This window comes from Candidatus Accumulibacter necessarius (assembly GCF_036625085.1).
The window spans coordinates 90627-115015 of record NZ_JAZKUM010000001.1; the positions used below are offsets into that span (position 1 = coordinate 90627).

The 24389-nt window shown below is 62.5% G+C and carries 22 protein-coding genes and 1 tRNA gene; 8 read left to right on the forward strand and 15 right to left on the reverse strand.

What is annotated here, in order from left to right; translation table 11 throughout:
- Positions 1 to 15: 15 nt before the first annotated feature.
- On the reverse strand, positions 16 to 372 hold the full coding sequence (locus tag V5B44_RS00470; protein WP_332357182.1) for a hypothetical protein: 357 nt from the start codon (positions 370 to 372) through the stop codon (positions 16 to 18).
- 137 nt (positions 373 to 509) lie between these two features.
- On the opposite strand from V5B44_RS00470, the gene V5B44_RS00475 reads away from it, so the two are divergent.
- The 4 genes from V5B44_RS00475 to V5B44_RS00490 all read left to right on the forward strand — a co-directional run bounded on the left by V5B44_RS00475 (position 510) and on the right by V5B44_RS00490 (position 6233).
- Positions 510 to 3116: a bifunctional aconitate hydratase 2/2-methylisocitrate dehydratase gene (locus V5B44_RS00475; protein WP_332357856.1), complete on the forward strand. Its 2607-nt coding sequence runs from the start codon at positions 510 to 512 to the stop codon at positions 3114 to 3116.
- 444 nt (positions 3117 to 3560) lie between these two features.
- Positions 3561 to 4130 (forward strand): hypothetical protein, encoded by a 570-nt coding sequence (locus V5B44_RS00480; protein ID WP_332357183.1) that lies wholly within the window; start codon positions 3561 to 3563, stop codon positions 4128 to 4130.
- Positions 4127 to 5677, forward strand: coding sequence for a reverse transcriptase domain-containing protein (locus V5B44_RS00485; protein ID WP_332357184.1), 1551 nt, complete (start codon positions 4127 to 4129; stop codon positions 5675 to 5677). The genes V5B44_RS00480 and V5B44_RS00485 overlap by 4 nt, the downstream gene beginning before the upstream one ends.
- 355 nt (positions 5678 to 6032) lie before the next feature.
- The gene (locus V5B44_RS00490; protein ID WP_332357185.1) at positions 6033 to 6233 is read left to right on the forward strand and encodes a hypothetical protein; all 201 of its coding nucleotides are present in this window, start codon (positions 6033 to 6035) and stop codon (positions 6231 to 6233) included.
- Between the two features lie 192 nt (positions 6234 to 6425).
- Here V5B44_RS00490 and V5B44_RS00495 read toward each other — a convergent pair whose 3' ends face one another.
- From V5B44_RS00495 to efp, 4 genes are all read right to left on the reverse strand, one after another.
- Positions 6426 to 6863 (reverse strand): hypothetical protein, encoded by a 438-nt coding sequence (locus tag V5B44_RS00495; RefSeq protein WP_332357186.1) that lies wholly within the window; start codon positions 6861 to 6863, stop codon positions 6426 to 6428.
- Positions 6860 to 7093 (reverse strand): DUF4160 domain-containing protein, encoded by a 234-nt coding sequence (locus V5B44_RS00500; RefSeq protein WP_332357187.1) that lies wholly within the window; start codon positions 7091 to 7093, stop codon positions 6860 to 6862. The genes V5B44_RS00495 and V5B44_RS00500 overlap by 4 nt, the downstream gene beginning before the upstream one ends.
- Positions 7094 to 7227: 134 nt before the next feature.
- Positions 7228 to 8175, reverse strand: a complete 948-nt coding sequence (gene epmA, locus V5B44_RS00505) for an EF-P lysine aminoacylase EpmA (protein WP_332357188.1) — start codon at positions 8173 to 8175, stop codon at positions 7228 to 7230.
- 66 nt (positions 8176 to 8241) lie between these two features.
- Positions 8242 to 8811, reverse strand: coding sequence for an elongation factor P (gene efp, locus V5B44_RS00510; protein WP_332357189.1), 570 nt, complete (start codon positions 8809 to 8811; stop codon positions 8242 to 8244).
- A gap of 40 nt (positions 8812 to 8851) precedes the next feature.
- Here efp and epmB point away from each other — a divergent pair, with 40 nt between their 5' ends.
- A complete protein-coding gene (gene epmB, locus V5B44_RS00515; RefSeq protein ID WP_332357190.1) occupies positions 8852 to 9880 on the forward strand; it encodes an EF-P beta-lysylation protein EpmB in 1029 nt (342 codons plus the stop codon).
- A 67-nt stretch (positions 9881 to 9947) separates the two neighbouring features.
- Positions 9948 to 10793, forward strand: a complete 846-nt coding sequence (locus V5B44_RS00520; RefSeq protein ID WP_332357191.1) for a DNA ligase — start codon at positions 9948 to 9950, stop codon at positions 10791 to 10793.
- Positions 10794 to 10892: 99 nt separating this feature from the next.
- Here V5B44_RS00520 and ychF read toward each other — a convergent pair whose 3' ends face one another.
- The 8 genes from ychF to V5B44_RS00560 form a co-directional block, all read right to left on the reverse strand.
- Positions 10893 to 11984, reverse strand: a complete 1092-nt coding sequence (gene ychF / locus V5B44_RS00525) for a redox-regulated ATPase YchF (protein WP_332357192.1) — start codon at positions 11982 to 11984, stop codon at positions 10893 to 10895.
- A gap of 16 nt (positions 11985 to 12000) precedes the next feature.
- A complete protein-coding gene (gene pth, locus V5B44_RS00530) occupies positions 12001 to 12570 on the reverse strand; it encodes an aminoacyl-tRNA hydrolase (RefSeq protein ID WP_332357193.1) in 570 nt (189 codons plus the stop codon).
- 80 nt (positions 12571 to 12650) lie between these two features.
- The gene (locus tag V5B44_RS00535; protein WP_332357194.1) at positions 12651 to 13253 is read right to left on the reverse strand and encodes a 50S ribosomal protein L25/general stress protein Ctc; all 603 of its coding nucleotides are present in this window, start codon (positions 13251 to 13253) and stop codon (positions 12651 to 12653) included.
- Between the two features lie 81 nt (positions 13254 to 13334).
- Positions 13335 to 14285 carry a ribose-phosphate pyrophosphokinase gene (locus V5B44_RS00540; protein WP_332357195.1) on the reverse strand — a complete coding sequence of 317 codons (951 nt, stop codon included), beginning with the start codon at positions 14283 to 14285 and terminating at the stop codon, positions 13335 to 13337.
- A gap of 89 nt (positions 14286 to 14374) precedes the next feature.
- Positions 14375 to 14451: transfer RNA gene (locus V5B44_RS00545), tRNA-Gln, on the reverse strand.
- A 107-nt stretch (positions 14452 to 14558) separates the two neighbouring features.
- Entirely contained in the window at positions 14559 to 15425 is an 867-nt protein-coding gene (gene ispE / locus V5B44_RS00550) for a 4-(cytidine 5'-diphospho)-2-C-methyl-D-erythritol kinase (protein WP_332357196.1), read from the reverse strand.
- Positions 15422 to 16030, reverse strand: coding sequence for a lipoprotein insertase outer membrane protein LolB (gene lolB / locus V5B44_RS00555; protein ID WP_332357197.1), 609 nt, complete (start codon positions 16028 to 16030; stop codon positions 15422 to 15424). Before lolB ends, ispE begins: the two co-directional genes overlap by 4 nt.
- A gap of 29 nt (positions 16031 to 16059) precedes the next feature.
- Positions 16060 to 17802: a tetratricopeptide repeat protein gene (locus V5B44_RS00560; protein WP_332357198.1), complete on the reverse strand. Its 1743-nt coding sequence runs from the start codon at positions 17800 to 17802 to the stop codon at positions 16060 to 16062.
- 96 nt (positions 17803 to 17898) lie between these two features.
- On the opposite strand from V5B44_RS00560, the gene mutM reads away from it, so the two are divergent.
- Positions 17899 to 18726, forward strand: a complete 828-nt coding sequence (gene mutM / locus V5B44_RS00565) for a bifunctional DNA-formamidopyrimidine glycosylase/DNA-(apurinic or apyrimidinic site) lyase (RefSeq protein ID WP_332357199.1) — start codon at positions 17899 to 17901, stop codon at positions 18724 to 18726.
- 75 nt (positions 18727 to 18801) lie between these two features.
- The gene (locus V5B44_RS00570; RefSeq protein ID WP_332357200.1) at positions 18802 to 20757 is read left to right on the forward strand and encodes a dynamin family protein; all 1956 of its coding nucleotides are present in this window, start codon (positions 18802 to 18804) and stop codon (positions 20755 to 20757) included.
- Between the two features lie 74 nt (positions 20758 to 20831).
- Here V5B44_RS00570 and V5B44_RS00575 read toward each other — a convergent pair whose 3' ends face one another.
- Positions 20832 to 21437: a DUF3299 domain-containing protein gene (locus tag V5B44_RS00575; protein WP_332357201.1), complete on the reverse strand. Its 606-nt coding sequence runs from the start codon at positions 21435 to 21437 to the stop codon at positions 20832 to 20834.
- A gap of 122 nt (positions 21438 to 21559) precedes the next feature.
- A complete protein-coding gene (locus V5B44_RS00580) occupies positions 21560 to 24358 on the reverse strand; it encodes an Rne/Rng family ribonuclease (protein WP_332357202.1) in 2799 nt (932 codons plus the stop codon).
- Between the last annotated feature and the right edge of the window lie 31 nt (positions 24359 to 24389).

Sequence of the window (24389 nt, forward strand, 5' to 3'; positions counted from 1 at the left end):
TTTTACCTGGTTGTTTTAGCGTGGGCGCGAAACCGACGCTTCGCTCGGCGTTAGCATCCAGACGCGATAGATTGCGCCGGAAGCGTCAGTCAGATAGACGACATCGACCGGGCTCTGAATCGTCATCGGCATCACGATCAGGTTCTTCCGGCTGCGGATCTGGGCGGTCGGGGCGAGCGGCCATTGCCGTCCGTTGATCGTCAGGAAACCGTCGCCCGCCGGTGGCTGCATGACCCCCTGCTTGGCCTCCTCGGGCAGTGGGCGGGCAAGAGCCGAGCTTTCGTACGGTATCGGCGGTTCGGGAGAAGGCGCCAATGCCGCCTCGGCAATGGCGCTGATGATGCTATACAAAAGCGTGGCGGGGATGTCCATGGCTCCATTATAGACAAGCAAGCGCACCGATGTCAGTCCATCTGGGTCAAGCGTTGGTTCTTGCCCCTGCCGGCCTGGTGCCCTTGCAGTACAATGTTGCTTTTGCTGCTGAACTCCCTCTGAGAAAGGACGTCGCCGTGCTGGAATCCTATCGTGCCCATGTCGCCGAGCGCGCTGCGCTTGGTATTCCGCCTTTGCCGCTGACTGCCCAGCAAACCCAGGCGCTGGTCGGGCTGCTGAAAAGCCCGCCGGCAGGCGAGGAGGCCAATCTGCTTGAGTTGATCACCTACCGCGTGCCGGCCGGGGTTGATGATGCAGCCAAGGTCAAGGCCGAGTTTCTGGCCCGGGTCGCAAAAGGCGAGGAGAGCTGCGCTCTGGTCTCGAAGGAAAAGGCGACCGAGTTGCTCGGCACCATGCTCGGCGGTTACAACGTCAAACCCCTGATCGACCTGCTCGCCGGCCCGACTGGCACGATTGCCGCAGCAGGTCTCAAGAAGACGCTGCTGGTGTTCGATTTCTTCCACGACGTCAAGGAACTGGCCGACCAGGGCAACGCCAATGCCAGGTCCGTGATGCAGAGCTGGGCCGATGGCGAGTGGTTCACCTCGCGGCCGCAGGTGCCCGCGTCGCAGAAGCTGACGGTATTCAAGGTGACCGGCGAAACCAACACCGACGACCTGTCGCCGGCCCCCGATGCCTGGTCGCGCCCGGACATCCCGCTGCACGCGCTGGCCATGCTCAAGAACCCGCGGCCGGGAATCGATCCCGACAAGCCCGGTGAGCGTGGTCCGATCAAGCAACTCGAAGCGCTCGCCAGCAAGGGCAATCTGATCGCCTACGTCGGTGACGTCGTCGGCACCGGTTCGTCGCGCAAGTCGGCGACCAACTCGGTCCTGTGGTTCACCGGTGAAGACATTCCCTACGTCCCGAACAAGCGTTTCGGTGGCGTCTGCCTCGGTTCGAAGATCGCCCCGATCTTCTTCAACACCATGGAAGACGCCGGTGCACTGCCGGTCGAGATCGATTGCGGCCAGATGGACATGGGCGACGAGATCGAACTGAAGATCGACGCCGCCACCTCGAAGGTCACCGCGCTGAAAAACGGCGCCGTGATCGCCGAGTCGCAACTGAAAACGCCGGTGATCCTCGACGAGGTGCGCGCCGGTGGCCGCATCCCGCTGATCGTCGGCCGCGGGCTGACCACCCGGGCACGCGAGGCGCTCGGCCTGCCGCCGTCCACGCTGTTCACCCTGCCGCAGAATCCGGCCGATCCGGGCAAGGGTTACTCGCTGGCGCAGAAAATGGTTGGCCGCGCCTGTGGTCTGCCCGAAGGCAAGGGCGTGCTGCCCGGTACCTACTGCGAACCGCGGATGACCACCGTCGGCTCGCAGGACACCACCGGCCCGATGACGCGCGACGAACTCAAGGATCTTGCCTGCCTCGGCTTCTCGGCCGACATGGTGATGCAGTCCTTCTGCCACACAGCCGCCTATCCGAAGCTGGTCGACGTGCGCATGCACCGCGAACTGCCGTCGTTCATCAGCACCCGTGGTGGCGTCGCGCTGCGTCCCGGCGACGGCGTCATCCACTCCTGGCTCAACCGCCTGCTGCTGCCCGACACCGTCGGCACCGGTGGCGACTCGCACACGCGTTTCCCGATTGGCATCTCGTTCCCGGCCGGCTCCGGCCTGGTTGCCTTCGCCGCCGCCACCGGCGTCATGCCGCTTGACATGCCGGAATCGGTGCTGGTGCGCTTCAAGGGCTCGCTCGCCGAAGCAGGCAAGCGCGGCGTCACGCTGCGCGACCTGGTCAACGCAATTCCCTACTACGCCATCCAGGCCGGCCTGCTGACCGTCGAGAAGAAGGGCAAGAAGAACATCTTCTCGGGCCGCATCCTCGAAATCGAAGGGCTGCCCGATCTCAAGGTCGAGCAGGCCTTCGAACTCTCCGACGCCGCGGCCGAGCGTTCGGCTGCCGCCTGTGCGGTGGCCTTGAACAAGGAACCGATCATCGAGTACATGCGCTCGAACATCACGCTGATGAAGTGGATGATCGCCAACGGCTATTCCGATGCGCGTACCCTCGGCCGCCGCATCAAGGCGATGGAAGCCTGGATCGCCAAGCCCGAGCTGTTGAGGGCCGACGCCGACGCGCAGTACGCCGCGGTGATCGAGATCGACCTGGCCGACGTTCTGGAGCCGCTGGTCGCGTGCCCGAACGATCCGGACGACGTCAAGCTGCTCTCCGCAGTCTCCGGCACCAAGATCGACGAGGTCTTCATCGGCTCGTGCATGACCAACATCGGCCACTTCCGCGCCGCCGGCAAGGTCCTCGAAGGCAAGACCGACATCCCGACCCGCCTGTGGATCGCTCCGCCGACCAAGATGGACGCGATGATCCTCAACGAGGAAGGCTACTACGCGATCCTCGGCAAGTCCGGCGCGCGCATGGAAATGCCCGGCTGCTCCTTGTGCATGGGTAACCAGGCACAGATTCGCAAGGGCAGCACGGCGATGTCGACCTCGACGCGCAACTTTCCCAACCGGCTCGGCATCGACACCTTCGTGTATCTCGGCTCGGCCGAACTCGCCGCTGTTTGCGCGCTGATGGGCCGGATCCCGACCCCGGCCGAGTATCTCGAGCAGGTGCAGGCGGTCAATGCCAAGGCGGCTGACGTCTATCGCTACATGAACTTCGACCAGATCAAGGAGTTCAGCGAGGTGGCGGATACGGTGACGGTGTAGGGGCTAGGAAGTCAGCATAGCTGAACACCCCGCTAGGTGGCGGGCGGGGTGTCTCTCGTTCGGAGTTATCAGCGACGCGGCTTTCGGTATCCGCGAGTCCTCTGCCAGGTGCTTCCTGCTGATGCGCTCACACTTCACTCTGAAGGATCTGGCGGCTGAACACGCCGTCTCCGGCGGCGCGTTCGAGCGTACGGCCGTGATTCCGACGCAGGGCGAGTATTTGAGAGACCACGGCTGGCGGCGTGGAAACCTAGCCCAGGTATGCGACATCGTGGGTGCTGTCAATGGCGCTATCAGGGGCAACAGTTGATTATTGAAACTCTCGATGCTGCCTGCACGCACTTCGAAAATCTCGTTGAAACAACTTGTCGCATCACCGTAGCGCCTCTCGCTGTCGACCGTCAAGGGGCTTAGTGACGTGACAGGGCCAGCCCCTTCGAAACAATGAACAAGCCGTCGATTGCGCGCTTTGCAGAGAGTGTCCAGGAACTCTACAAGAACAACCGGGCCGTGGTCTTCTTGTGTGGACCCACCCTGAAGGACGCCGCAACTAATAGTGCCGCAGCATTGCGTTTACGAATCCGTGATGCCCTGGTTGCGGAAGGCTTTGAGGTTGTACTCGGCGAAGACGATGGACTGGAAGACGTACGCCTCAACGTATCTGACGGGTACGCGCACGACAACGAGCTTGAGTTCGTCCAGCGTGAGTGCAGCGCCATCGTCTTGGTGGCGAATAGCGTTGGCTCGTTCTGCGAGCTAGGTCTGTTCGTCCATTGGCTTGCTGGAAGCGCGGATCGAACCTGCGATCTCATACTGTTGGCCGACCAGCAATACGAGAATCACCAGTCGTACTTTAACGAGGGGCCGGCAAGGGCCGCTGCGGATTTTGGAAAGGCGATGTTCGTTGATTTCGCTACTGTAGATATCGCACCTATCGTGAAGCGCTTGAAAGGCCGACGCTCGACACACTTCTGTCACGGTCGTGGCCGCCCTGCGGGAATGACTAAACCGTGAGCGTCGGAGTCAATCAATCGTTTGTAAGGCTCGCACTGGGCTGCATTCAGCCAGCTTCAGCCGAACAGATTGCGGCGTTCATCAGCAGTTCGCTTCCCACTGGAGCCCACCCATTGCATGCTGAAAAGATTCGGGAGGTTCTCGACGGTTGGGCATCTAGCGGTGACATTCTTTGCGTGCACAAGCGCTATCTGCTCTATTCGTTGACACGGCAAGGTGATGGAAAACTCTCTGCGCCGGAGCGAAAGGTGCGCGATCGCACGCGGATGTTCTTGCTCAAAGACCTCCGCAGTGCTAGCCTGCGAGCGTCAGAGGTTTGGGGTATCGAGCAGGCTGATGATTCGTCGGCCGTATCCCATGGAATGGCAGTGCAAGAGGACGAGCGGCCAATAGGCGCGGCCGTCTCTCCTCGTAGGAGAGACGGCCGCGCCTATTGGCCGCTCCTCTCAAAGCAGCTTTTAGTTGGCTCTTCTTCCCCCTCCTCTGACACCCGCTTCAGATTCCTCTCGTTCTCGTCCGTCAGGAGCTGCTCGCAGGCTTGTGGGTATGCGGACATACCCGAAGGCGGCATCGGTCTCAATGAGATATCTCTCGCGCTGGGAGTAAGCCCAAGAATCGTGGGCTTACTCCTGCGTCGCCCTGAGAGTCACTATCGCCTCTTCCAGATTCCCAAGGCGGGCGGGGGACTCCGGGAAATCCATGCGCCGCGGACGTTCATGAAAGTCACGCAGCATTTTATCCTGGATTACCTACTGCGACGATTGAAGGTACACCCTGCGGCAACGGCATACAGTATAGGCTGCTCCATACGACACAACGCGGAGATTCATGTGCGAAGGCGGTACGTCGCCAACATAGATGTGACGAACTTCTTTGGATCTCTGTCGACTTCGGTCGTCTACGATCGACTGATAGCGGTGGGTCTGATGAAGAACACCGCTGCCTTCATTGCTCGGATCTCTTCGTTCATGGGTGGTCTCCCACAAGGTGCTCCGACTAGCGCTGCGCTCTCGAACATCTGCCTGTATGCAGTAGACGATGTGCTGCAGGCCGAGTCTACTGTTCGGCAGGTTACCTATTCTAGGTATGCTGATGACATAACATTTAGCGGCGACGACCTCGGCGCTGTGCAAGCGTGCATGGCAATCGCCAGGCGAGAGCTTTCAGCCTTGGGGTTGACATTGAACACCGACAAGACCCGGGTATTTGGGCCATCGAGTCGACAGGTTGTAACTGGAGTCGTGGTCAACGAACATGCCCAGCCCGCGAGGAAGGAGCGCAGGCGATTGCGCGCTATGCTCCACCATGCAGGCACCGCGCCAGACGAGTTCGTCGCCCAGTTCGATATCCTTCAAGGCAAGTCCAGTTACATGCTGTCGTATTCGACGCCTGAGCGTGGGATCGGGGCCCTGCCTGAGAAGTACGTAGAGGACGCTCTGGCCGCAGTGCGCGCCGCGCGCAAAAAAGGTCTGCCTGCGGCTGACGAAAGCAGTTTGTCTAGCGCCCCGTTCGATAACGAAAACAGGGGGCGTGACGCGATATCTTAAGTTTCGGCACTCACGATCGCGGGCGGATGCCGGAGGTATTTGGGCCGCGCGAAAAATAGTTTCAATAATGCAACAAGAGACTTGGTATGAGGACGGAATCGCGCGGCGACCACATAGGGATCGTTTTCGATCCCGGACTTTCCCTCATGCCTCTCGCTGCCAACGTTTGCTTGCTGCTCTAGGAATCGATTTCCTTTCTCTTGGTGGCCCGTGCCACCGCATTCCCGCCGGGCATTTCGTCGCACACCTGACCCGTTGCCTGCTCAACCGGAAGGTCTGGGGCACGCGGGTCATAGGAGCCCTTCCCCGAGAGGCGTACTAGACCACCCATTACAAGCTGATCGAACGGGCGCAGGTGTCGGTCACCGAACTGTCGCTCCATTTGTTGCGACTGACAGTGACGGTGTGCCCGACCCAACTGATGACCCTGATCCTCGACGATACGATGGTTCCGCGCCGCGCGAAATTCGGGCCGGAGATCAGCACCCGGCACGCTCTCTGCAACGACTTCAGGCCAGTGAGCCAGCGCGAAGGCCGGGCGAGCGCAATACCGTAGTAGGCTGTCCGAGCGTGGCGGTCGCCGCCGAGAAGCTGTCTGATTCATCGCAGGTTGCCGTCGCCTCGCCGTCTACGCGCTCGACCACCGTGCCAAGTTAGCGCACGCTGCAAGCGGCGGACTTCGTCGAGCGAGTCTTGATGAGTGGCGCAGCTTTCATGAGATGTCGCTCGCCCGGCTGATCAAAGCCATTCAGGCGTGACGATGCTCGGCCTCCCATCCCTTGCAGGCGAGGCCGACCATGCGTGGAATCAGATAGCGGCCGGCTTCGTAATAACACACCATGCGTCGCGTAATGCCGAGCGCCAGCGCGGCATCGGACAGCGACAATCGGTTGCGGGCGCGCCACGCGGCAAATTCTTCTATCGGTGTTGCCTCTCCAGCCTGTTCGCGCGCCATTCGCCAAAGGGTGTCGGTACCGATTTCCGCGCCACCGGGCCAGATCAACGACCAGCCATCTTCACCGACGGCGACGGCGCTGAAGGTATCGGCATCGTCCAGGGTGGACAGCCCGGCCAGATTGGCGATCAAGGTGGATAGGTCGACGCGATCCATCTTGCCGCTGGCCCATTCAATTTCAAGCGTATGCCCGCGTGTGCCGGCGATGGTCTTGATGTTCCGTTCTTTCATCGCTTCAGTCCTCGTTCGGTCCATGTTCGCATGATGGATTCCCGGTTGCTGACAATCCACGCCTTGGCTTCTGCTACGGCGCTTGGCTCGGCGCGGCCTTTCGTTTTCAGGGTCGCCACTTCAATCGAGACCTTGAAACCCGGCCCGAGCAGATGTACATGCGCGGGAGGATGATCGCCAAAAAACATGGCGATACGGGCATTCCTGAAGCGGTGGATCGTGGCATCCATCCGCCGCAGTCTAGTGAAGGTCCTTCATCGCGTCAAGCTGGAGTTCAGCGAGGTGGCGGATACGGTGACGGTGCAAGCGCCAGCGCAGCAGATCAACCCAACTTCCTGCTGACCGGTGCGGCTTCCGTCGCAGCCTACAGGTGCGAGGCCGGAAATGCTATTACCTCCGGCAGCGAAGCGGCGCCGATGGCGAGCATGACCAGGCGGTCCAGTCCGAGCGCCACGCCGCTGCAATCGGGCAGGCCGAATTCGAGCGCTGCAAGGAAACGCTGGTCCAGCGGGATTGCCGGCAGCCCAAGCCTTTCGCGCTCGCGCAAATCGGCTGCAAAGCGGGCGCGCTGTTCGTCAGCATCAAGCAGTTCGTGATAGCCATTGGCCAGTTCGACGCCGCGATGATAGAGCTCGAAACGCGATGCCACCTTCTGGCCTTCGGCGTCCACGCGCAGGCGGGCGAGGGCGGCCTGTGACGGCGGATAATCCACCACGAAGCTCAACTCGTCGATGCCGAGTTCCGGTTCGATGACGTGACTCATCAACAGTTCGAGCCAGGTGTCGCGGTCGGCATCGGCGAAGGCGAGGTCGAGATGCCTCCTGGCCGCGGCGCTCAGGGCATCGATGGGGCAGCATAGGGGATCCAGATCGAGATGCGCACGAAAGAGGTCGCGATAACGATGGCGCACGGTTGTCGTTTCACCGAGCGCGATGCACGCGATGGCAGCCACTTCGTCGATCAGCTGATCGGGCGTGAAGCCCAGCCGATACCACTCGAGCAGGGTGAACTCGGGGTTGTGCCGTCGCCCCACTTCCCCGGCGCGGAAGACCCTGGCGATCTGGTAGATCGAGCCACTGCCCGCCGCCAGCAGGCGCTTCATGGTGTATTCGGGCGAGGTCTGCAGGTAACCGTAGCCGGGCACGCCAATGCTGCTCAGGTGCGGATCGGTGACGGTGGCAGGGCAGAGCTGTGGTGTTTCCACTTCAAGCACGCCCTGCGAGGCAAAGTGGGCACGAATCTGCGCCAGGATCTGCGCGCGGTGGCGCAGGTTGGCAAGTGAGGCGCTGGGTTGCCAGGCGAGTGCTGGCATGATGGGCCTCGCTCCCCCGCTTGCCACGGCCGGTCCGGCTGGGGGATGCCTCGGTGACGCGACCGCTTACGCCTTTACACGCGATACATACTCACCCGAGCGCGTATCGCATTTGACGATCTCGCCCTGATTGACGAACAGCGGAACCTTGACCGTGGCGCCGGTGGAGAGGCGCGCCGGTTTGGTGCCGCCGGTGGCGGTGTCACCGCGTACACCTGGCTCGGTCTCGATGATTTCGAGTTCGACGAAGTTCGGTGGGGTGACGGCCAGGGGGGCGCCGTTGTACAGCGTGACGGTGCAGGTGTCCTGCTCTCTGAGCCAGAGCGCCGCGTCGCCGACGGTACTGCTGCTGGCCTGGTGCTGCTCGAAGTTCTCAGGTTCCATGAAATGGAAGAACTCGCCGTCGTTGTAGAGGTACTGCATGTCGCGGTCAAAAACATCGGCCCCTTCCAGCGAGTCACCGGACTTGTAGGTCTTTTCCCATACACGGTTGGTTTTCAGGTTGCGCAGCTTGACGCGGTTGAAGGCCTGGCCCTTGCCGGGTTTGACGAATTCGTTCTCGAGGATGATGCACGGATCACCATCCAGCATGACTTTCAGGCCCGATTTGAATTCGTTGGTAGAATAGCTTGCCATTGCATCCTCTCGTGAAACAGTCGACAAAATGAAGGCCGCCATGATAGCGCGAAGCCCGGCCGATTGGCAGGCCAAAGATGCGCAGGCTGAACCCTGGCAGCTGGCGCTGCAGAAGGTGATTACCGACAGTGACGAGCTGTTGGCGCTGATCGACCTGACGCCACAGGCGTTGGCCATCGATCGTCGCCAGACCTTCCCCCTGCGCGTGCCGCGAGCGTTTGTCGCCCGCATGCAGCCCGGCAGGGCAGACGACCCCTTGCTCAGGCAAGTGCTGCCGGCACTGGCCGAGCGGAGGCTGCTGCCCGGCTTTGGCAACGACCCGCTGGCAGAGGCTGAAGCCAACAAGGTGCCAGGGCTGATCCACAAGTACCACGGCCGCGTCCTCCTGATCGTCACCAGTCATTGCGCGATTCACTGTCGCTACTGTTTCCGCCGCCACTTCGCTTACGCCGCCAATCAGCCGTCGCGCGCGGACTGGTCACAAGCCTTTGATTACATTCGCGGCGATGACTCGATAAGGGAAGTGATCCTGTCCGGCGGTGATCCGCTTTCGGTACCGGACCGACACCTGCAGTGGCTGATCAGCCAGATCGAGGCGATCCCCGCTGTCAGTCGTCTACGCATTCACAGCCGTTTGCCGGTGGTCGTGCCACAGCGCATCACGCCGGCGCTGGTCGCCCTGCTTGCCGGCAGCCGTCTGCAGGTGAGCCTGGTGCTTCACGCCAACCACGCGCAGGAACTCGATGATTCGCTTGCCACCGCGCTGCGGCCCTTGCGCCATGCCGGGATAGCATTGCTCAATCAGGCGGTGCTGCTGGCCGGCATCAATGACGAGGTGGAAGCGCTGACGGAACTCTCGGAGCGCTTGTTCGCGATCGGTGTGCTGCCCTATTACCTGCATTTGCTCGATCGCGTGGCTGGTGCCACGCATTTCGAGGTGGTGGAAGAGCGGGTTCACTTGCTGCGGGCAGCGATGCTGGCGCGCCTGCCCGGTTATCTGGTCCCGCGATTCGTGCGTGAAGTGGCGCGGGCGGAGTCGAAGGTGCCGCTGTCACCGGTGCCGATCTGAGGCAGGTGGTCGTCAGTGGAAGGGGCAGGCTGACGATCGCTCAGCTGGCGTACAGGGAGGAGAGGGAATGCGTTGGAATCCGGTCGTTCAGGCGCTGGCGTGGGCTGCTCTGGCCAGCCCGGCGCTGCCGTTGCCGGCAGCAGAGCCGCTGCCCTTGTTGCTGGCAGAAACCGAACAGGGTCAGGCCGATGTCGCGCTCTATCTGGTCAGCGAGAAGCTCGACGGCGTGCGCGCTTACTGGGACGGGCAGGCGCTCCGCACGCGCAACGGTCATCCGATCCATGCGCCTGCCTGGTTTGTCGCTCCCTTGCCGCCGCAGCCGCTCGACGGCGAGTTGTGGATTGGGCGCGGGGAGTTCGAACGGCTCTCCGGGATCGTGCGTCGGCAAACGCCGGACGACGAGCAGTGGCGGCAGGTGCGCTACCTGGTCTTCGAGCTGCCGCAGGCGCCCGGCACTTTTCGCCAGCGGGCCCAGGCCTTGCGCGAGTTGACGACGACGCTGGCGCTGCCGTGGTTGCAGGCCGTCGAGCAATGGGAGTTCGGCTCCCGGCAGGCGCTAGACGAGAGGCTCCTAGGGGTGTCCCGGGCCGGCGGTGAGGGGCTGATGCTGCATCGCGCTGACGCCCTGTACGTCACCGGCCGCAGCGATGTGCTACTGAAGCTCAAGCTGTGGCGGGATGCCGAGGCGATGGTGATCGGCCATCAGCCCGGCCGCGGCAAGTATGCCGGGATGCTGGGCGCCCTGCGGGTGCCTACGGACGATGGCGTCGAGTTCCTGCTCGGCAGCGGCTTCAGCGACGCCGACCGTCGCCAGCCGCCGCCGATAGGCAGCCTGATTACCTTCCGCTATCGTGAACTGACCGCTCGCGGCCTGCCTCGATTCGCCAGTTACTATCGTCCGCGCGATCTGTAGCCGGAGGAGAATCGGTCGGTCGGCGATCAGAGCACGGGAAAGACGGTATCGCTTCGGCTTCGCGTAGTGGCATGACGCCAGGTGAGTGGGCCAGCCCGGCTAGACGTTGAACAGAAAATTCAATACGTCGCCGTCCTTGACCACGTACTCCTTGCCTTCGGCGCGCATCTTGCCGGCTTCCCTGGCACCCTGCTCGCCCTTGTAGGCGAGGAAGTCGGCCAGGGCGATCGTTTGCGCGCGGATGAAACCTCGTTCGAAGTCGGTATGGATGACGCCGGCGGCCTGCGGTGCGGTATCGCCGACGTGGATGGTCCACGCCCGGACCTCCTTGACGCCCGCCGTGAAGTAGGTCTGCAGGCCAAGCAACTGATAGGCGGCGCGGATCAGGCGGTTCAGCCCGGGTTCTTCAAGCCCGAGGTCGGCGAGGAAAACGGCCTTGTCTTCGTCGTCCAGATCGGCGAGTTCGGCTTCGATCTTGGCGCACAGGGCGACTACGGGCGCGCCTTCGGTGGCGGCGTGCTGGCGCAGACGGTCGAGGTGGGGGTTGTTCTGGAAACCGTCTTCGAGCACGTTGCCGACGTACATCATCGGCTTGATGGTCAGCAGGCACAGCGGTTTGAGCAGCCCCTTTTCGTCGGCCGACATGGGCAGCGTGCGCGCGGGCCTGCCTTCGTTGAGATGGGGCAGCAGGCGTTCGAGCACCGCAACCAGTTTCTGGGCGTCCTTGTCGCCGGCGCGGGCTTTCTTGCTCTCGCGATTGAGCGTGCGCTCGACCGCGGCTAGGTCGGCCAGCGCCAGTTCGGTGAGGATCGTTTCGATATCGGCCAGCGGGTCGACGCGCCCCGAGACATGGACGACGTTGTCGTCCTCGAAGCAGCGGACGACGCTGACGATGGCGTCGGTTTCACGAATATTGGCCAGGAACTGGTTGCCCAGGCCTTCGCCCTTCGAGGCGCCGGCAACCAGGCCGGCGATATCGACGAACTCGACGATCGCCGGCTGGATGCGCTGCGGTTTGACGATGGCCGAGATCTGCTGCAGGCGGGGATCGGGCACTTCGACAATGCCGACGTTGGGCTCGATGGTGCAGAAGGGATAGTTCTCGGCGGCGATGCCGGCCTTGGTCAGGGCATTGAAGAGGGTGGACTTGCCGACGTTCGGCAGACCGACGATACCGCATTGGAGGCTCATGCGCAGATTCCGATAATTAGGGGGTCTTGAGGTGCAGTTGCCGCTGGGCGGCAGCGTAATCGCCAGCGGCGAGCAATGGCCAGGCGAGCAGGCAGCGGTCGATGGCCGGGTCGATCAGCTCCTGCTCTTCGCGCCGCGGGGCCTTGAGGACGTAATTGATGACTTCGGCGCGCTCGCCCGGATGGCCGATTCCCAGCCGCAGCCGCCAGAAATCGGGTGTTGCCAGGCGGGCCTGGATGTCCTTCAAACCATTGTGGCCACCGTTGCCGCCGCCCTGCTTGAGCCGGATGGCCCCTGGCGGCAGATCGAGGTCATCATGCACGACCAGTGTTTCTTCGGCGGCGATCTTGTAGAAGCCGGCCAGGGCGGCGACCGCCTGTCCGGACAGGTTCATGTAAGTCATGGGCTGCAGGAGCCACAGATCTCCCTGCCGCCCGACCCGGCCAAGGAACTTTCCTTGCGGCGTCAGCGGCACCTGCAAGTGGCGTGCGAGCTGGTCAATAAACCAGAATCCTACATTGTGCCGGTTGTCTGCGTATTCGCCGCCGGGGTTGCCGAGGCCGACGATCAGGCGGGGTGGTGACATGACATCGATTGCCTTGCGACAAAAACAAGCCGCCACCGGCACGGGGTGCCGGATGGCGGCCTGGTGTATGGCAGGCGGGTTCAGCCGGCAGCCGCTTCGCCCTCGTCAGCCTCGGCAGTAGCCTTCTTGGCGGGGATCGATACCACGACGTAATCGTCTCCGTGCACCACCGGCTTGACGCCCGCCGGGAAGATGAGCTCGGAAGCATGGATCGCGTGGCCGGCTTCGAGGTTCTGGAGGTCGACTTCGATGTAGGCGGGCAGGTCCTGCGGCAGGCAGCTCACCTCGATGTCGTTGTGCGTGTGCGAGACGTTGCCGCCGCTGATCTTGACGCCCGGTGCGATGTCGGCGTTGATGAAGTGCAGCGGCACCCGCTGGTGAATGGCATGCACGGCGTCGACGCGCTGGAAATCGCAGTGCAGGATCAGCGGCTTCCACGGGTGCCGCTGCGAGTCTCGCAGGACGACGCTTTCGGCAACGCCGTCGATATTCAGCGTCAGGACGGACGCGTGGAACGCTTCCTTGCCGAGGTTCAGCAGGATCTCGTTATGATCGATGTCGATCAACTGCGGACCAGCCGCGCCACCGTAAACGATGGCCGGGACCCTTTTTTGACGACGCAGGCGGCGGCTCGCTCCGGACCCCTGCAAGATGCGCTTGCGCGCTTCAACTTGAAACTTCATGGACGACTCCTGGTGTGAAACAAACCCCGCCCGCGACCAGGCGAGGGGTTGAGAAAATCAGTACAGCGGGCGACCGGCGCCCTACTCGATGAATAGTGAGGAAACGGAGTCCTCGTTGCTGATCCGGCGAATGGTTTCGGCCATCACTTCGGCCACCGACAACTGACGGATGCGGGGGGAATTCCGTGCGTCGTCGCGCAGTGGAATGGTGTCAGTCACCACCAGTTCGTCGAGATCGGAACTGTTGATACGCTCGACGGCATTACCCGAAAGAACCGGATGCACGCAATAGGACAGTACTTGCCGTGCGCCATGTTCCTTGAGTGCGGTCGCCGCCTTGCACAGGGTTCCTGCGGTGTCGACCAGGTCGTCCATGATCACGCAGGTCCGTCCTTCGACCTCGCCGATGATGTTCATCACCTCGGATACATTGGCTTTCGGGCGGCGTTTGTCGATTATCGCCAGGTCGCATTCGAGCCGCTTGGCCAGCGCCCGCGCCCGAACCACACCGCCAACGTCGGGTGAAACGACCATCAGGTGGTCGAAGTCCCGCTTCCAGACGTCGCCGAGCATGATCGGCAGCGAGTAGATGTTGTCCACCGGGATGTTGAAGAAACCCTGAATCTGCTCGGTGTGGAGGTCCATGGTCAACACCCGGTGCACACCCGCAGCGGTGAGAAGGTCCGCGACCAGCTTGGCGGCGATCGGCACTCGCGCCGAGCGCACCCGGCGATCCTGGCGCGCGTAGCCGAAGTAGGGGATGGCGGCAGTGATCCTGGCAGCCGAGGCGCGTTTGAGCGCGTCGGCCATCACCAGCAGCTCCATCAGGTTCTCGTTGGCTGGTGCGCAGGTCGACTGGAGAATGAACACGTCCATCCCGCGCACATGCTCCTGAATTTCGACGCTGATTTCACCGTCGGAAAAGCGCCCGACGTGGGCGCGGCCAAGCGAGATGTTGAGGCGCTTGACGACGTCGGCAGCCAGGGCAGGGTTGGCGTTGCCGGTGAATACCATCAGGCTGTCATAGGCCATGGTGCGCTTCCCGTGGCGCCGGAAGCATCGGCGCCGTATAAAGCAAGACCGGCAGGTGAGGCTGCCTGCCCGCTTTGACAGAGATTGAGTGGCTGGGGAGGAAGGATTCGAACCTTCGAATGCCGGAATCAAAATCCGGTGCCTTAACCAACTTGGCCACTCCCCAGCGGTCGCTCGCATCGCCTGGATGGCGAACGAGGCGCGGATTATACCGGGGATTCGTCAGGAAAAAAAGCGCAACGAACAACAATCAGTGTCGTCAGGCTTGTCCAGTCAGTCCGCCAGTTCGAGCAGCGGATGTCGATCCAGACCCGCCGTCGCCCAGCCACGCATCCCCTCGGGCAGTTGCCGCAGGGCGGCTCCGGCTTCTTCGCGGCCTGCGAACTCGGCGAAAACGCAAGCCCCGGAACCACTCATGCGTGCAGGAGACGGCGCCAGGGAAGACAGGCAGGCAATGTGCCGAGCAATTGAAGGAAAGCGGGCGCAGGCCACGGCTTCGAGGTCATTGCCGCCGACTCCGGGGCGCCAAGCCTGAGGTTCAATCGGCAGCGAATCGCGCTTTAGCTCCGGCGCGCCAAAAATGGCTGCTGTCGGAACCTGCAGTGGTGGCTCGAGGACCACATACCAGCGCGGAGGAAGTTCGACCGCTTGCAGTTTTTCGCCGACGCCCTCGGCAAAAGCGCTGTGCCCGAAAATGAACACTGGCACGTCGGCTCCGAGAGCGAGGCCCATTTCCTGCAGGCGCCAGCGGGGCAAGTGAACTTGCCAGAGATGGTTGAGTGCCAGCAGTACGGTTGCCGCATCGGAACTGCCGCCACCGAGGCCGCCGCCGAGTGGCAGACGCTTTTCGATACGGATATCGACACCCGCCCGGCACGCCGTCTCCGTCTGCAGCAGCCGAGCAGCACGCACGGTCAGATCCTGCTCCGCCACTACTCCCGGAAGCGGCGTGGTCAGGTGTATCAAGCCGTCAGCGCGTGGCGAAAAGCGCAATCGGTCGCCGTGTCCGAGAAAGCGAAACACGGTTTGCAGCAAGTGGTAACCATCGGCACGTCTGCCAATGACGTGCAGAAAGAGGTTGAGCTTGGCTGGCGCCGGATAGATGCTGTGCCAGCCCCAGGCGCGACGGTTGGAGGTCACTTGGCAGAGTCACCAGCGGTGTCGGCAGGTAGCCGCTGCCACTGATCGATGCGCAGCCGCAACGTGAAGCCGCCTTCGCGCTCGACAAACAGGCGGCCGGGCAGTGCCTGAGGGTCATCGCTGTCGTAGTCGTAGTCGATCCGCCAGTCCTCGTGACTCAGGTGCAGCGGGCGTCCCAGGGCGTCGCGCACCATTTTGCCGTGATCAGGGTTCCGGCCGCGCAGCCAGTAGAGCAGCTGGCTCAGGGACAAGGGATAAGCAAGAGCCGACTGCAACAACTCGTCGGCATTGGCTGCCGTTTGTGATCTGCCGTCACTGCCGGTTAGCCGGGCGCCGCCAGAGTCGCTGATGATTTCGGCCAGACCTTGACCGAGCGGCGACGAAAGTACCAGTTCGTTGTCGGCGCCGTCATGGCGCCAGGTTAGCTGACCGACGTAGCTCTTGCCCTCGTGGCGCATCGAAAAGCGGCCGCTCAGCGAAAAGGCGTCGAGGCCGTTTCGCTCTACGGCGATCGGTACGGGAACGCTGGCCGGTAGTGGCGGGGTCACGCAGGCAGACAGCACGAGCACGCCGACCACGTAAAGGCACGAGCGGTGGCGCTTCAAGCCGACGGCACGCCGAGGGGGCTGCTGGCTCAGGGGGCGAATCGCTTGATCGCTTCCGTCAGTATCTCGCTTGACGGGTCTTTTTTCTGCGCCTCGCGCAGGGTGTGCCGTGCCTCTTCCTTACGCCCCAGCATCCACAACACTTCGCCGGTGTGCGCGGCGATCTCCGGGTCGGGTCGCTGGCTGTGGGCGCGCTGGAGGTAGCCCAGCGCCCCTTCGAGATCGCCTTGACGGTACAGCACCCAGCCCATGCTGTCGAGAATGAAGGGGTCGTTGGGTGCCAACTGGAGCGCCTTTTCAATCAGCTGACGTGCCTCTGGCAGCCGAATGTTGCGATCGGCGTAAGAGTAGCCAAGTGCGTTGTAAGCCTGTGCACTGTCCGGCTGCAGTTCGATCAGCTTGCGCAGGCGGCTTTCCATCTGTTCCACTCGTCCGAGCCTTTCGGCCAGCAGCGCAGACTCGTAGAGCAACTCGGGTTGCTCCGGTTGCTTGCCGAGTTCCTGCTCCAGCAGTTCAAGCGCTGCTTCGTTCTGCTTGGCATCGCGCAACAGGGCTGCTTCGGCAATGGAAAGCTGGACACCGAGTTCGGGGCTCCTGTTGGCGGTCGCGCGAAGTTGCTTCCTTGCCTCGTCGAGTTTTCCCGAACGAGAGAGGATGGCTGCGCTGCGCACCTGCGCCGGGAGATAGTGCTCACCGGGGCCAACCTGCTGGTAATAGGCCAATGCTTCGTCACTGCGCTTACCCTCCTCGGCAATCTGACCAAGGTAGTAATAGGGCGCACTCTTGTGCTGGAAATCAAGCGTGACCAGGTGTTTGAGCTGTTTCTCGGCGAGTGCCGTATCGTTTTCCTGCAGTGCCAGGATGGCAACCGGGAAAACCACGTCAGGATTGTCCGGGTAGGCGAGCAGCAACTGCTCGAACTGACGCCTGGCCTCGCTGTAACGCTTTTCAGCCACCAGCACGCGGGCGAGTTGCAGTTGAGCGTCGCGCGCACCCGGATGACGTTCGACGAAACGCTGCAGCGATCTGATGGCCTCAGCGGGAGACTTTTTGGCCAGTATTTGCGCCTCCAGCAAGGCGGCAGCCTCCCAGTCCGGGCGTTGCGCGAGCGCCTGGCGTGCTTCAGCGAGAGCCTGTTCCTGCTGGTCCGCAGCGCTGGCAGCCACGGCGACGGCGTAATGGGCTTCGGCGAGACCGAAGAATGGCTTGCACGCCTGGCTGATCAACTGCAGGACCGCCTGCCGATCCGGGCTGCGGGCAAACATCCGGTTGAGTGCCAGGAGGTTGGCAGGCAACGCATCCTTGTCCGCGTCAAGCAGGCGAATCAGCTGCGGTGCCAGCCCCTCCAGCTGATTGGACATGATCAGGACACCGACCAAGACTTGCTGCGCGCGCTGGGAGTCGGGCTCGACCTCAACCCACAGGCGGGCGAGTTCGAGCACCAGGTCCAGACGACGCGCGTGACCGGCCACCTCAATGGCCCGTTGCAGGATTGCCGGGTCTCGGCTGCGCACAGCCAGATCCGCGTAGGCCTGGCTGGCGAATTCTGTCTTGCCTCGCTGCAGGGCCATTTCGGCAAGCAGGACCTGATAGACCACCTGTCCGCTCAGCTCGCTGTAGTCCTTGGCGTCGGGGGCTGCCTCGGGCTTGGCGGTTCTTGACTCACGCGTCGTCGCCCTGAGCTTCTTGGCTGCCACTTCTTCGCCCAGCGCCGGCAGGCCGAAGGTCAGCGCCAGGGCAGCGCAGAGGAGGGTCGTCTTGATCGGTTTCATGGTTTCCTTGCCTGCGGCAAACAGTTGCCGGATCTGCCTGGGGAGTTTGCGTCATAATCCGTTTGCGCATGTTATGGACTTTTCGCGGTAGCAGCAATGCCAGAACTCCCGGAAGTTGAAGTGACCCGTCAAGGATTGCTTCCTTACTTGTCTCAACAAAGTATCGTCGGCGCCTTGGTGCGTACGCCGAGACTGCGTCACGAGATTCCGGCCGGGCTACAGGCACGGCTTGCCGGGCTGCGGGTAGACGCCATCCTGCGGCGCGGCAAGTATCTCTTGTTTGACTGCCAGAGCGCGTTCGGGGGCGGCTGGTTGCTGCTTCACCTGGGGATGTCCGGCAGTCTGCGGCTGGTACCGCCGGATACGCCCGCCGGAAAACATGACCACGTCGACCTGGTGTTCGCGCAGACGGTTCTCCGCCTGCGTGATCCCCGCCGCTTCGGGGCCTTGCTCTGGCACGAGGGTGCCCAGGTGGAAAGCCATCACGTGCTGGCCGGGCTGGGCATTGAACCGCTGTCCGACGGCTTCAATGGTGACTGGCTGTACAGCGCGACGCGTATTCGCCGGGCACCGATCAAGCCATTGCTGATGGATGCCCGGCTGGTGGTTGGCATCGGCAACATCTACGCTGCGGAAAGCCTGTATCAGGCGGGCATTTCCCCGCTACGCAAGGCAAACAGGATCAGTCGTGAGCGCTACCACGTACTCGCTGATGCCATCCGCGCAACGCTGGCGGCGGCAATCGCGGCTGGTGGCAGCACGGTACGCGACTACGTCCATAGCGATGGCGGTGCCGGCTGCTTCCAGCTTTCGTGCGCCGTCTACGGTCGTGCGGGCGAGTCGTGTCCGAGCTGCACCCGGCCGGTGCGCGCCATCCGTCAGGCGGGCCGATCGACTTTCTACTGTCCCCATTGTCAGCGTTGAACCGTTGTCCCATGTTGCTGATTGAACGAGAGTTTGTGATAAAGTGAAAATTACTGCCTTGTGCTGGAACCTGACATGACGCTTGCCCAACATTTCGCCGCCTACAGCCAATGGCGTGCGCAGATCTCGGGGGTTCTCGAGAAGTTTGCTGACTGGCTGGTCCAGAACGAACTGACTGACGCCCAGACTGACCGCCGTATCGTCCAGTTGCTGGAGAAGCTGCGCGAGGACCGTCTGCATGTGGCATTCGTCGCCGAGTTCTCGCGCGGCAAGTCGGAACTGATCAACGCCATCTTCTTTGCCGGCTACGGCAACCGCATTCTTCCCTCGACAGCCGGCCGCACGACCATGTGCCCGACCGAGTTGATGTTCGACAAGTCCAAAGCCCCGTCAATCGAGTTGCTGCCTATCGAGAGTCGCGAATCCAACGCCAGTATCAGCGAATACAAGCGTTTTGCCGATGAGTGGCAAGTAGTGCCGATCGACACCACCTCGGCCGAAGCCATGCAGGATGCTCTGCGCCACGTCAGTGACGTCGTTCGCGTTGATCGTGCGACCGCCGAGAAACTCGGCTTTGCCATCGGCGACAGTGACTCTGCAGTCCTGCGCGTTGACGGCGACGGTACCGTTGAGATCCCGCGCTGGCGCCATGCCGTGATCAATTTCCCGCATCCCATGCTCGAGCAAGGACTGGTCATCCTCGATACGCCTGGTTTGAACGCAATCGGCACCGAACCCGAACTGACGCTGTCACTGCTACCCAACGCGCATGCCGTGCTTTTCATTCTGGCCGCCGATACCGGCGTCACGCAGTCCGATCTGACCGTCTGGCGCGAACATATCGGCACCGCGGGCGGGCGCAAGAAGGGTCGCATTGTCGTTCTGAACAAGATCGACAGCTTGTGGGACGAACTCAAGTCAGCGGCAGAAATCGACGCCGAGATTGCCAGGCAGGTTGATACTTGCGCGTGGACGCTCAATCTGCCTGAGGACCAGATTTTTCCGGTTTCGGCGCAGAAGGCGCTGGTTGCCAAGATCAACGATGATGCGGAATTGCTCAAGCGCAGCCGCCTGGCGGATCTCGAGTACGCATTATCCGAAGAGGTGATTCCGGCCAAGCAGGAGATCGTCCGCGACAACACCGACGCCGAGTTTACCGATTGCTACCAGCGCACCCGCAGCCTCCTTGATTCGCGGCTCGTCGGCCTGCGTGAACAGGTCACCGAACTCACCGAGCTGCGCGGCAAGAACAAGGGCGTCGTCGAATACATGATGGGCAAGGTGCGTGTCGAGAAGGAGGAATTCGAATCCGGCCTGCAGCGTTACTACGCTGTGCGCAGCGTCTTTTCGCAACTGACCAACAATCTCTTCGCTCACCTTGGACTTGATGCCCTTGGTTTGCTGAGCAGCACGACGCGAGAAGCAATGGTCAACGCGACCTTTTCCGCGACGCTATCCGGCGCGATGAAGCATTTCTTCGATGTTGCCCGCGGCAATCTCGCCAGATCCCAGGGCGAGGTAACAGAAATCCTCACCATGATGGAGGCCATTTACAAGAAGTTCGCCGTTGAACATGGCCTCAAGCTGGGTGCGCCGATCGGCTTTTCGCTGATGCGCTACGAGCGGGAGATCGACCGCCTTGATCACTGGTGCAGCACTCACATCAACACCATGTTCCAGTTGCTGACGCACGAGAAGAGTCAGGTCACGCAGCGCTTCTTCGGGGAGGTGGCGGTGCAGGTGCGAAAGGCTTTCGAACGCGCCAACCGCGATGCCGAATCATGGCTCAAGGCGATCATGGCACCGATGGAGATTCAGATTCGCGAGCACCAGATTCAGCTCAAGCGTCGTCTCGAGAGCATCAAGCGGATTCACCAGGCGACCGATACGCTTGAGGAGCGTATCGAGGAGCTGCAGCATGTCGAGGAGAAACTCGTCCTGCAAGTGCAGGCGCTCGGCAAGATCGGTCAGAGCTTTAACGATGTTCTGGGGCAGACGGTGAGCGGCGAGGGTTTGCGCAGCGCCGCCTGAGACCGCCGCTGGCTGATCAGTACTGACGGGTCGCCTGGCAGGCCTCCTCTGGGGAGGCGCTGAGGGCTAGCCGCTCAGGTCTTCGGCCGGGTGTACGGGGCGAGAGCTTCGCCGCGCAGACGGTAACCAGAAACGCCCATGCCGGTTTCGGAACGATCGAGTTTGAGCGTGCCACTGACCCACATTGCATCCATGGTGCGCATTCCGGTGACGGGTTTTTCTGGGATGACGTGAATGATCTGGTTGGCTGGCGGTGGCGGCACATGGATGCAGGCACCGAAGTACGGCACCAGCAGGAACTCGAGGATCTGTTCTCCCTTGCGCTCGAGAGGAACGACGAAACCGGCAATGCGCACTCGTTGTCCATTCAGTGCCGTCTCGACCGGCGCCTGATCCCAGGCCGATCTCATTTTTTCGAGTGCTTCCTGCGCTTTCGGGTCATTATCCTTTAGGCGGGCGAGGTCGAGTCCCTTGAAGGCAGCCATCGGGTCCCAGCCCTTCGGGATCAGGTCGTCCCATTCGATCTGACGGTAGGCCTGCGAGGCGGCCTTGTCCTTAGCCAGTCGATCGCCAACGCGGTATTCGGCAGGCGATTGTCCCTTGCTTTGGGCATGGGCGACATTCGGACCCGGCAGCGCAGCGACCAGCGCGAAAAACGAGACGACGAGAGACAGTTGCATCGGCTTCTCCTGGATTACCGTGGCTGGCCTGCATGGCCTTTCTATGCCTGCGGACGGTCTTGTTGACCTGCTGCGCGGTGTCCTGCGCAGCAGAGTAGGGGCCTTCGCTCAGAGTCTCCAGTCTACTTCCGTGTTTCGACCATCACCAGTGGCTCGTCCGGAATCGCCGCCGGGGCCCGCCTGCGGCGTGGGGCGGGCGCCGCCTGGTTGTTGCCGAATTCCTGAGGCAACGGCTGCGCCTTGTCCCGGCTCGTTTCCACCATGATCAGGCCGCTCTCCTCGAACGTTTGCTGGCGGCTGATCGATGACGTACTGACGGCAACGGGATTGAAAGTCTGGGCAGGTTCCAGCGGCGGCAGCTGGTCGACGACTGCCGCGGCTTCGCCGCTTGCCGGTGTTTCGGCAGCCTGGGCTTCGACCACTGGCTGGGCGTCGGCTACGACCGGGGTCTCTGTGGCGGCCGATAGAGCTACGGGCGCCTCGGTTTCCGGGGCTCCTGGCAGCTCGACCATCGTCAGCGGTTCGATCAGGACGACCGGAGCGATGCCTGCAACTGTACCTTGAGCTTCGTCAGAAGTGGCAAGAACTGGAGAAGCCGCAGCGCTGGCGGCATCCGGTGACGCGTTGTCTTCCTCAGGGCTGGCTGCGACCGGCGTTACTGCACCGCTTTCCACTTGGCCGCTGCTGCTCAGGTCAGTCACCGCAGCTATCGCGCCGCTCTGGGCGGCGAGTGGGGTCTCGGTCCTCTCGCCGCGCTCGCGGCGGCCGCCCCGACGCCCACGGCGACGGGGGGTGTTGCCGGACTCTTCGCTGGTCTGCTCGGACGGGTTTGCCGGAACTGCTGCGGGGGCAGTAACCGGTGGAAGGATGGTGCTGTCTGCAACGACGGGTGCGGGCGTTTGTGGTTTGCGCTCGGTGCGCGGTTCCGCTCGCGGGCGACGCGGCTCACGTGCGACAGAAGGCTCCCGCGCCGCCCCTGTTTCGCGCGGCTCGCGGGGTTCCCGAGGTTTCTGCGCCTCGCCGCGGGCCGGTGCTGCGGTCTGTGGCGCTTCGTTCTGCGCGCGGTTGCCGCGCGTCTCTGGCAGCTCACGCGTCTCGTCGCGGCGAGGGCCGCGAACACTGCCCCGGCGCGGGTCGCGCATCGCGTCACGGGCAGGTGGCCGGGCGCGTGGTGTCGGCGGGGACTCGGCAGCGGGTTTGGGTGCCTCCTTGTGGCGGAACCACGAAACGATCCTCTTCAGAAAGCGGCTGGCAGCGGTATCAGGTGCCGCCGCCTCAGGCGCTGGCTTGTCGGCTACGATCGGTGCCGGTTGCGATGGCGTCATGCCCTTGATTGCCGCCTCCGCTCGTGGTGTCTTTGTCTCACCAGCTGGCGTGGTGTCCTTGCTCTCATCCTCTGTTGGCAGCGCAACCATCCGGTAGGATGCCGGCGGCAGACTTTCCGGGCCGGTTTCGTCCTGCCGCAGGCGGACAAAGGTGTGCTGGGGCGTTTCGAGGTGGATATTGGGAATCAGGACGATGGTGACCTTGTGCCGGAGTTCGACCGCCTGGACATCAGTACGCTTTTCGTTGAGCAGGAAGGTCGCAACGTCAACCGGTACCTGCGCATGAACGGCGGCCGTGTTGTCCTTCATTGCTTCTTCTTCGAGAATACGCAGGATGTGCAGCGCGGCGGATTCGGTGCTGCGGATGTGGCCGGTGCCCGAACAACGCGGGCAGGGGATGTAGCTGGTTTCAGCGAGTGCCGGACGCAGGCGCTGGCGCGACAGCTCGAGCAGGCCGAAGCGACTGATCTTGCCCGTCTGGACGCGGGCGCGGTCATACCGCAACGCCTCGCGCACGCGGTTTTCGACTTCGCGCTGATTGCGCTGATTCTCCATGTCGATGAAGTCGATGATGATCAGGCCACCCAGATCTCGCAGGCGTAGCTGCCGGGCGACTTCTTCGGCGGCCTCAAGATTGGTCTTCAGCGCCGTCTCCTCGATGTCAGCGCCGCGCGTCGAGCGGCCCGAATTGACATCGACCGAAACCAGTGCCTCGGTATGGTCGATGACGATTGCGCCACCCGAAGGGAGGCTGACCTGACGTGAGTAGGCGGATTCGATCTGATGCTCGATCTGGAAGCGAGAGAACAGAGGGACGTCGTCGCGGTAGCGCTTGATGCGATTGACGGTCCCCGGCATTACATGTTCCATGAACTGCTGTGCCTGCTCGAAGACCTCGTCGGTATCGATCAGGATTTCGCCAATGTCGGGCTGGAAGTAGTCGCGGATGGCGCGGATGACTAGGCTACCCTCCTGGTAGATCAGGAAGGCCCCCTTCTGCTGCTGGGCCGCGGCTTCAATGGCTTTCCACAGTTGCAGGAGGTAATTGAGGTCCCATTGCAGTTCTTCGGCGCTGCGTCCGATCGCTGCCGTGCGGGCGATCAGACTCATGCCCTGCGGCACGTCCAGCTGGTCCATCACTTCGCGCAGTTCGGTCCTCTCGCTGCCCTCAACGCGGCGCGAGACCCCGCCGCCGCGCGGGTTGTTCGGCATCAGGACCAGGTAGCGGCCGGCGAGGCTGACAAAGGTCGTCAGCGCGGCGCCCTTGTTGCCGCGCTCGTCCTTGTCGACCTGGACGATCAGTTCCTGGCCTTCGCGCAGGGCTTCCTTGATCGTCGCACGACCCGCGTCTACGCCGGGTTGGAAAAAGGTGCGGGAGACTTCCTTGAAGGGCAGAAAGCCGTGCCTTTCCGATCCGTAATCGACAAACGCCGCTTCTAGGCTGGGTTCCAGGCGGGTAATGACCGCTTTATAAATGTTGCTCTTTTTTTGCTCCTTGTTGGCCGATTCAATGTCCAGATCAATGAGCTTCTGACCGTCGACAATGGCAACGCGGAGTTCCTCGGCCTGCGTTGCGTTGAAGAGCATGCGTTTCATAATTTGGGCTCCCGCGCGCTTTCACGGGGGC

What these genes read in the sequence shown, in the direction of transcription:
- V5B44_RS00470 (WP_332357182.1), bottom strand. Translation starts at nt 372, where the DNA reads ATGGACATCCCCGCCACGCTTTTGTATAGCATCATCAGCGCCATTGCC.
- ychF (WP_332357192.1), bottom strand. Translation starts at nt 11,984, where the DNA reads ATGAGCCTCCAATGCGGTATCGTCGGTCTGCCGAACGTCGGCAAGTCC.
- V5B44_RS00540 (WP_332357195.1), bottom strand. Translation starts at nt 14,285, where the DNA reads ATGGCCTATGACAGCCTGATGGTATTCACCGGCAACGCCAACCCTGCC.
- V5B44_RS00535 (WP_332357194.1), bottom strand. Translation starts at nt 13,253, where the DNA reads ATGAAGTTTCAAGTTGAAGCGCGCAAGCGCATCTTGCAGGGGTCCGGA.
- V5B44_RS00560 (WP_332357198.1), bottom strand. Translation starts at nt 17,802, where the DNA reads ATGAAACCGATCAAGACGACCCTCCTCTGCGCTGCCCTGGCGCTGACC.
- V5B44_RS00495 (WP_332357186.1), bottom strand. Translation starts at nt 6,863, where the DNA reads ATGAAAGAACGGAACATCAAGACCATCGCCGGCACACGCGGGCATACG.
- mutM (WP_332357199.1), top strand. Translation starts at nt 17,899, where the DNA reads ATGCCAGAACTCCCGGAAGTTGAAGTGACCCGTCAAGGATTGCTTCCT.
- V5B44_RS00520 (WP_332357191.1), top strand. Translation starts at nt 9,948, where the DNA reads ATGCGTTGGAATCCGGTCGTTCAGGCGCTGGCGTGGGCTGCTCTGGCC.
- V5B44_RS00575 (WP_332357201.1), bottom strand. Translation starts at nt 21,437, where the DNA reads ATGCAACTGTCTCTCGTCGTCTCGTTTTTCGCGCTGGTCGCTGCGCTG.
- pth (WP_332357193.1), bottom strand. Translation starts at nt 12,570, where the DNA reads ATGTCACCACCCCGCCTGATCGTCGGCCTCGGCAACCCCGGCGGCGAA.
- epmB (WP_332357190.1), top strand. Translation starts at nt 8,852, where the DNA reads ATGATAGCGCGAAGCCCGGCCGATTGGCAGGCCAAAGATGCGCAGGCT.
- V5B44_RS00580 (WP_332357202.1), bottom strand. Translation starts at nt 24,358, where the DNA reads ATGAAACGCATGCTCTTCAACGCAACGCAGGCCGAGGAACTCCGCGTT.
- epmA (WP_332357188.1), bottom strand. Translation starts at nt 8,175, where the DNA reads ATGCCAGCACTCGCCTGGCAACCCAGCGCCTCACTTGCCAACCTGCGC.
- V5B44_RS00570 (WP_332357200.1), top strand. Translation starts at nt 18,802, where the DNA reads ATGACGCTTGCCCAACATTTCGCCGCCTACAGCCAATGGCGTGCGCAG.
- efp (WP_332357189.1), bottom strand. Translation starts at nt 8,811, where the DNA reads ATGGCAAGCTATTCTACCAACGAATTCAAATCGGGCCTGAAAGTCATG.
- V5B44_RS00480 (WP_332357183.1), top strand. Translation starts at nt 3,561, where the DNA reads ATGAACAAGCCGTCGATTGCGCGCTTTGCAGAGAGTGTCCAGGAACTC.
- V5B44_RS00500 (WP_332357187.1), bottom strand. Translation starts at nt 7,093, where the DNA reads ATGGATGCCACGATCCACCGCTTCAGGAATGCCCGTATCGCCATGTTT.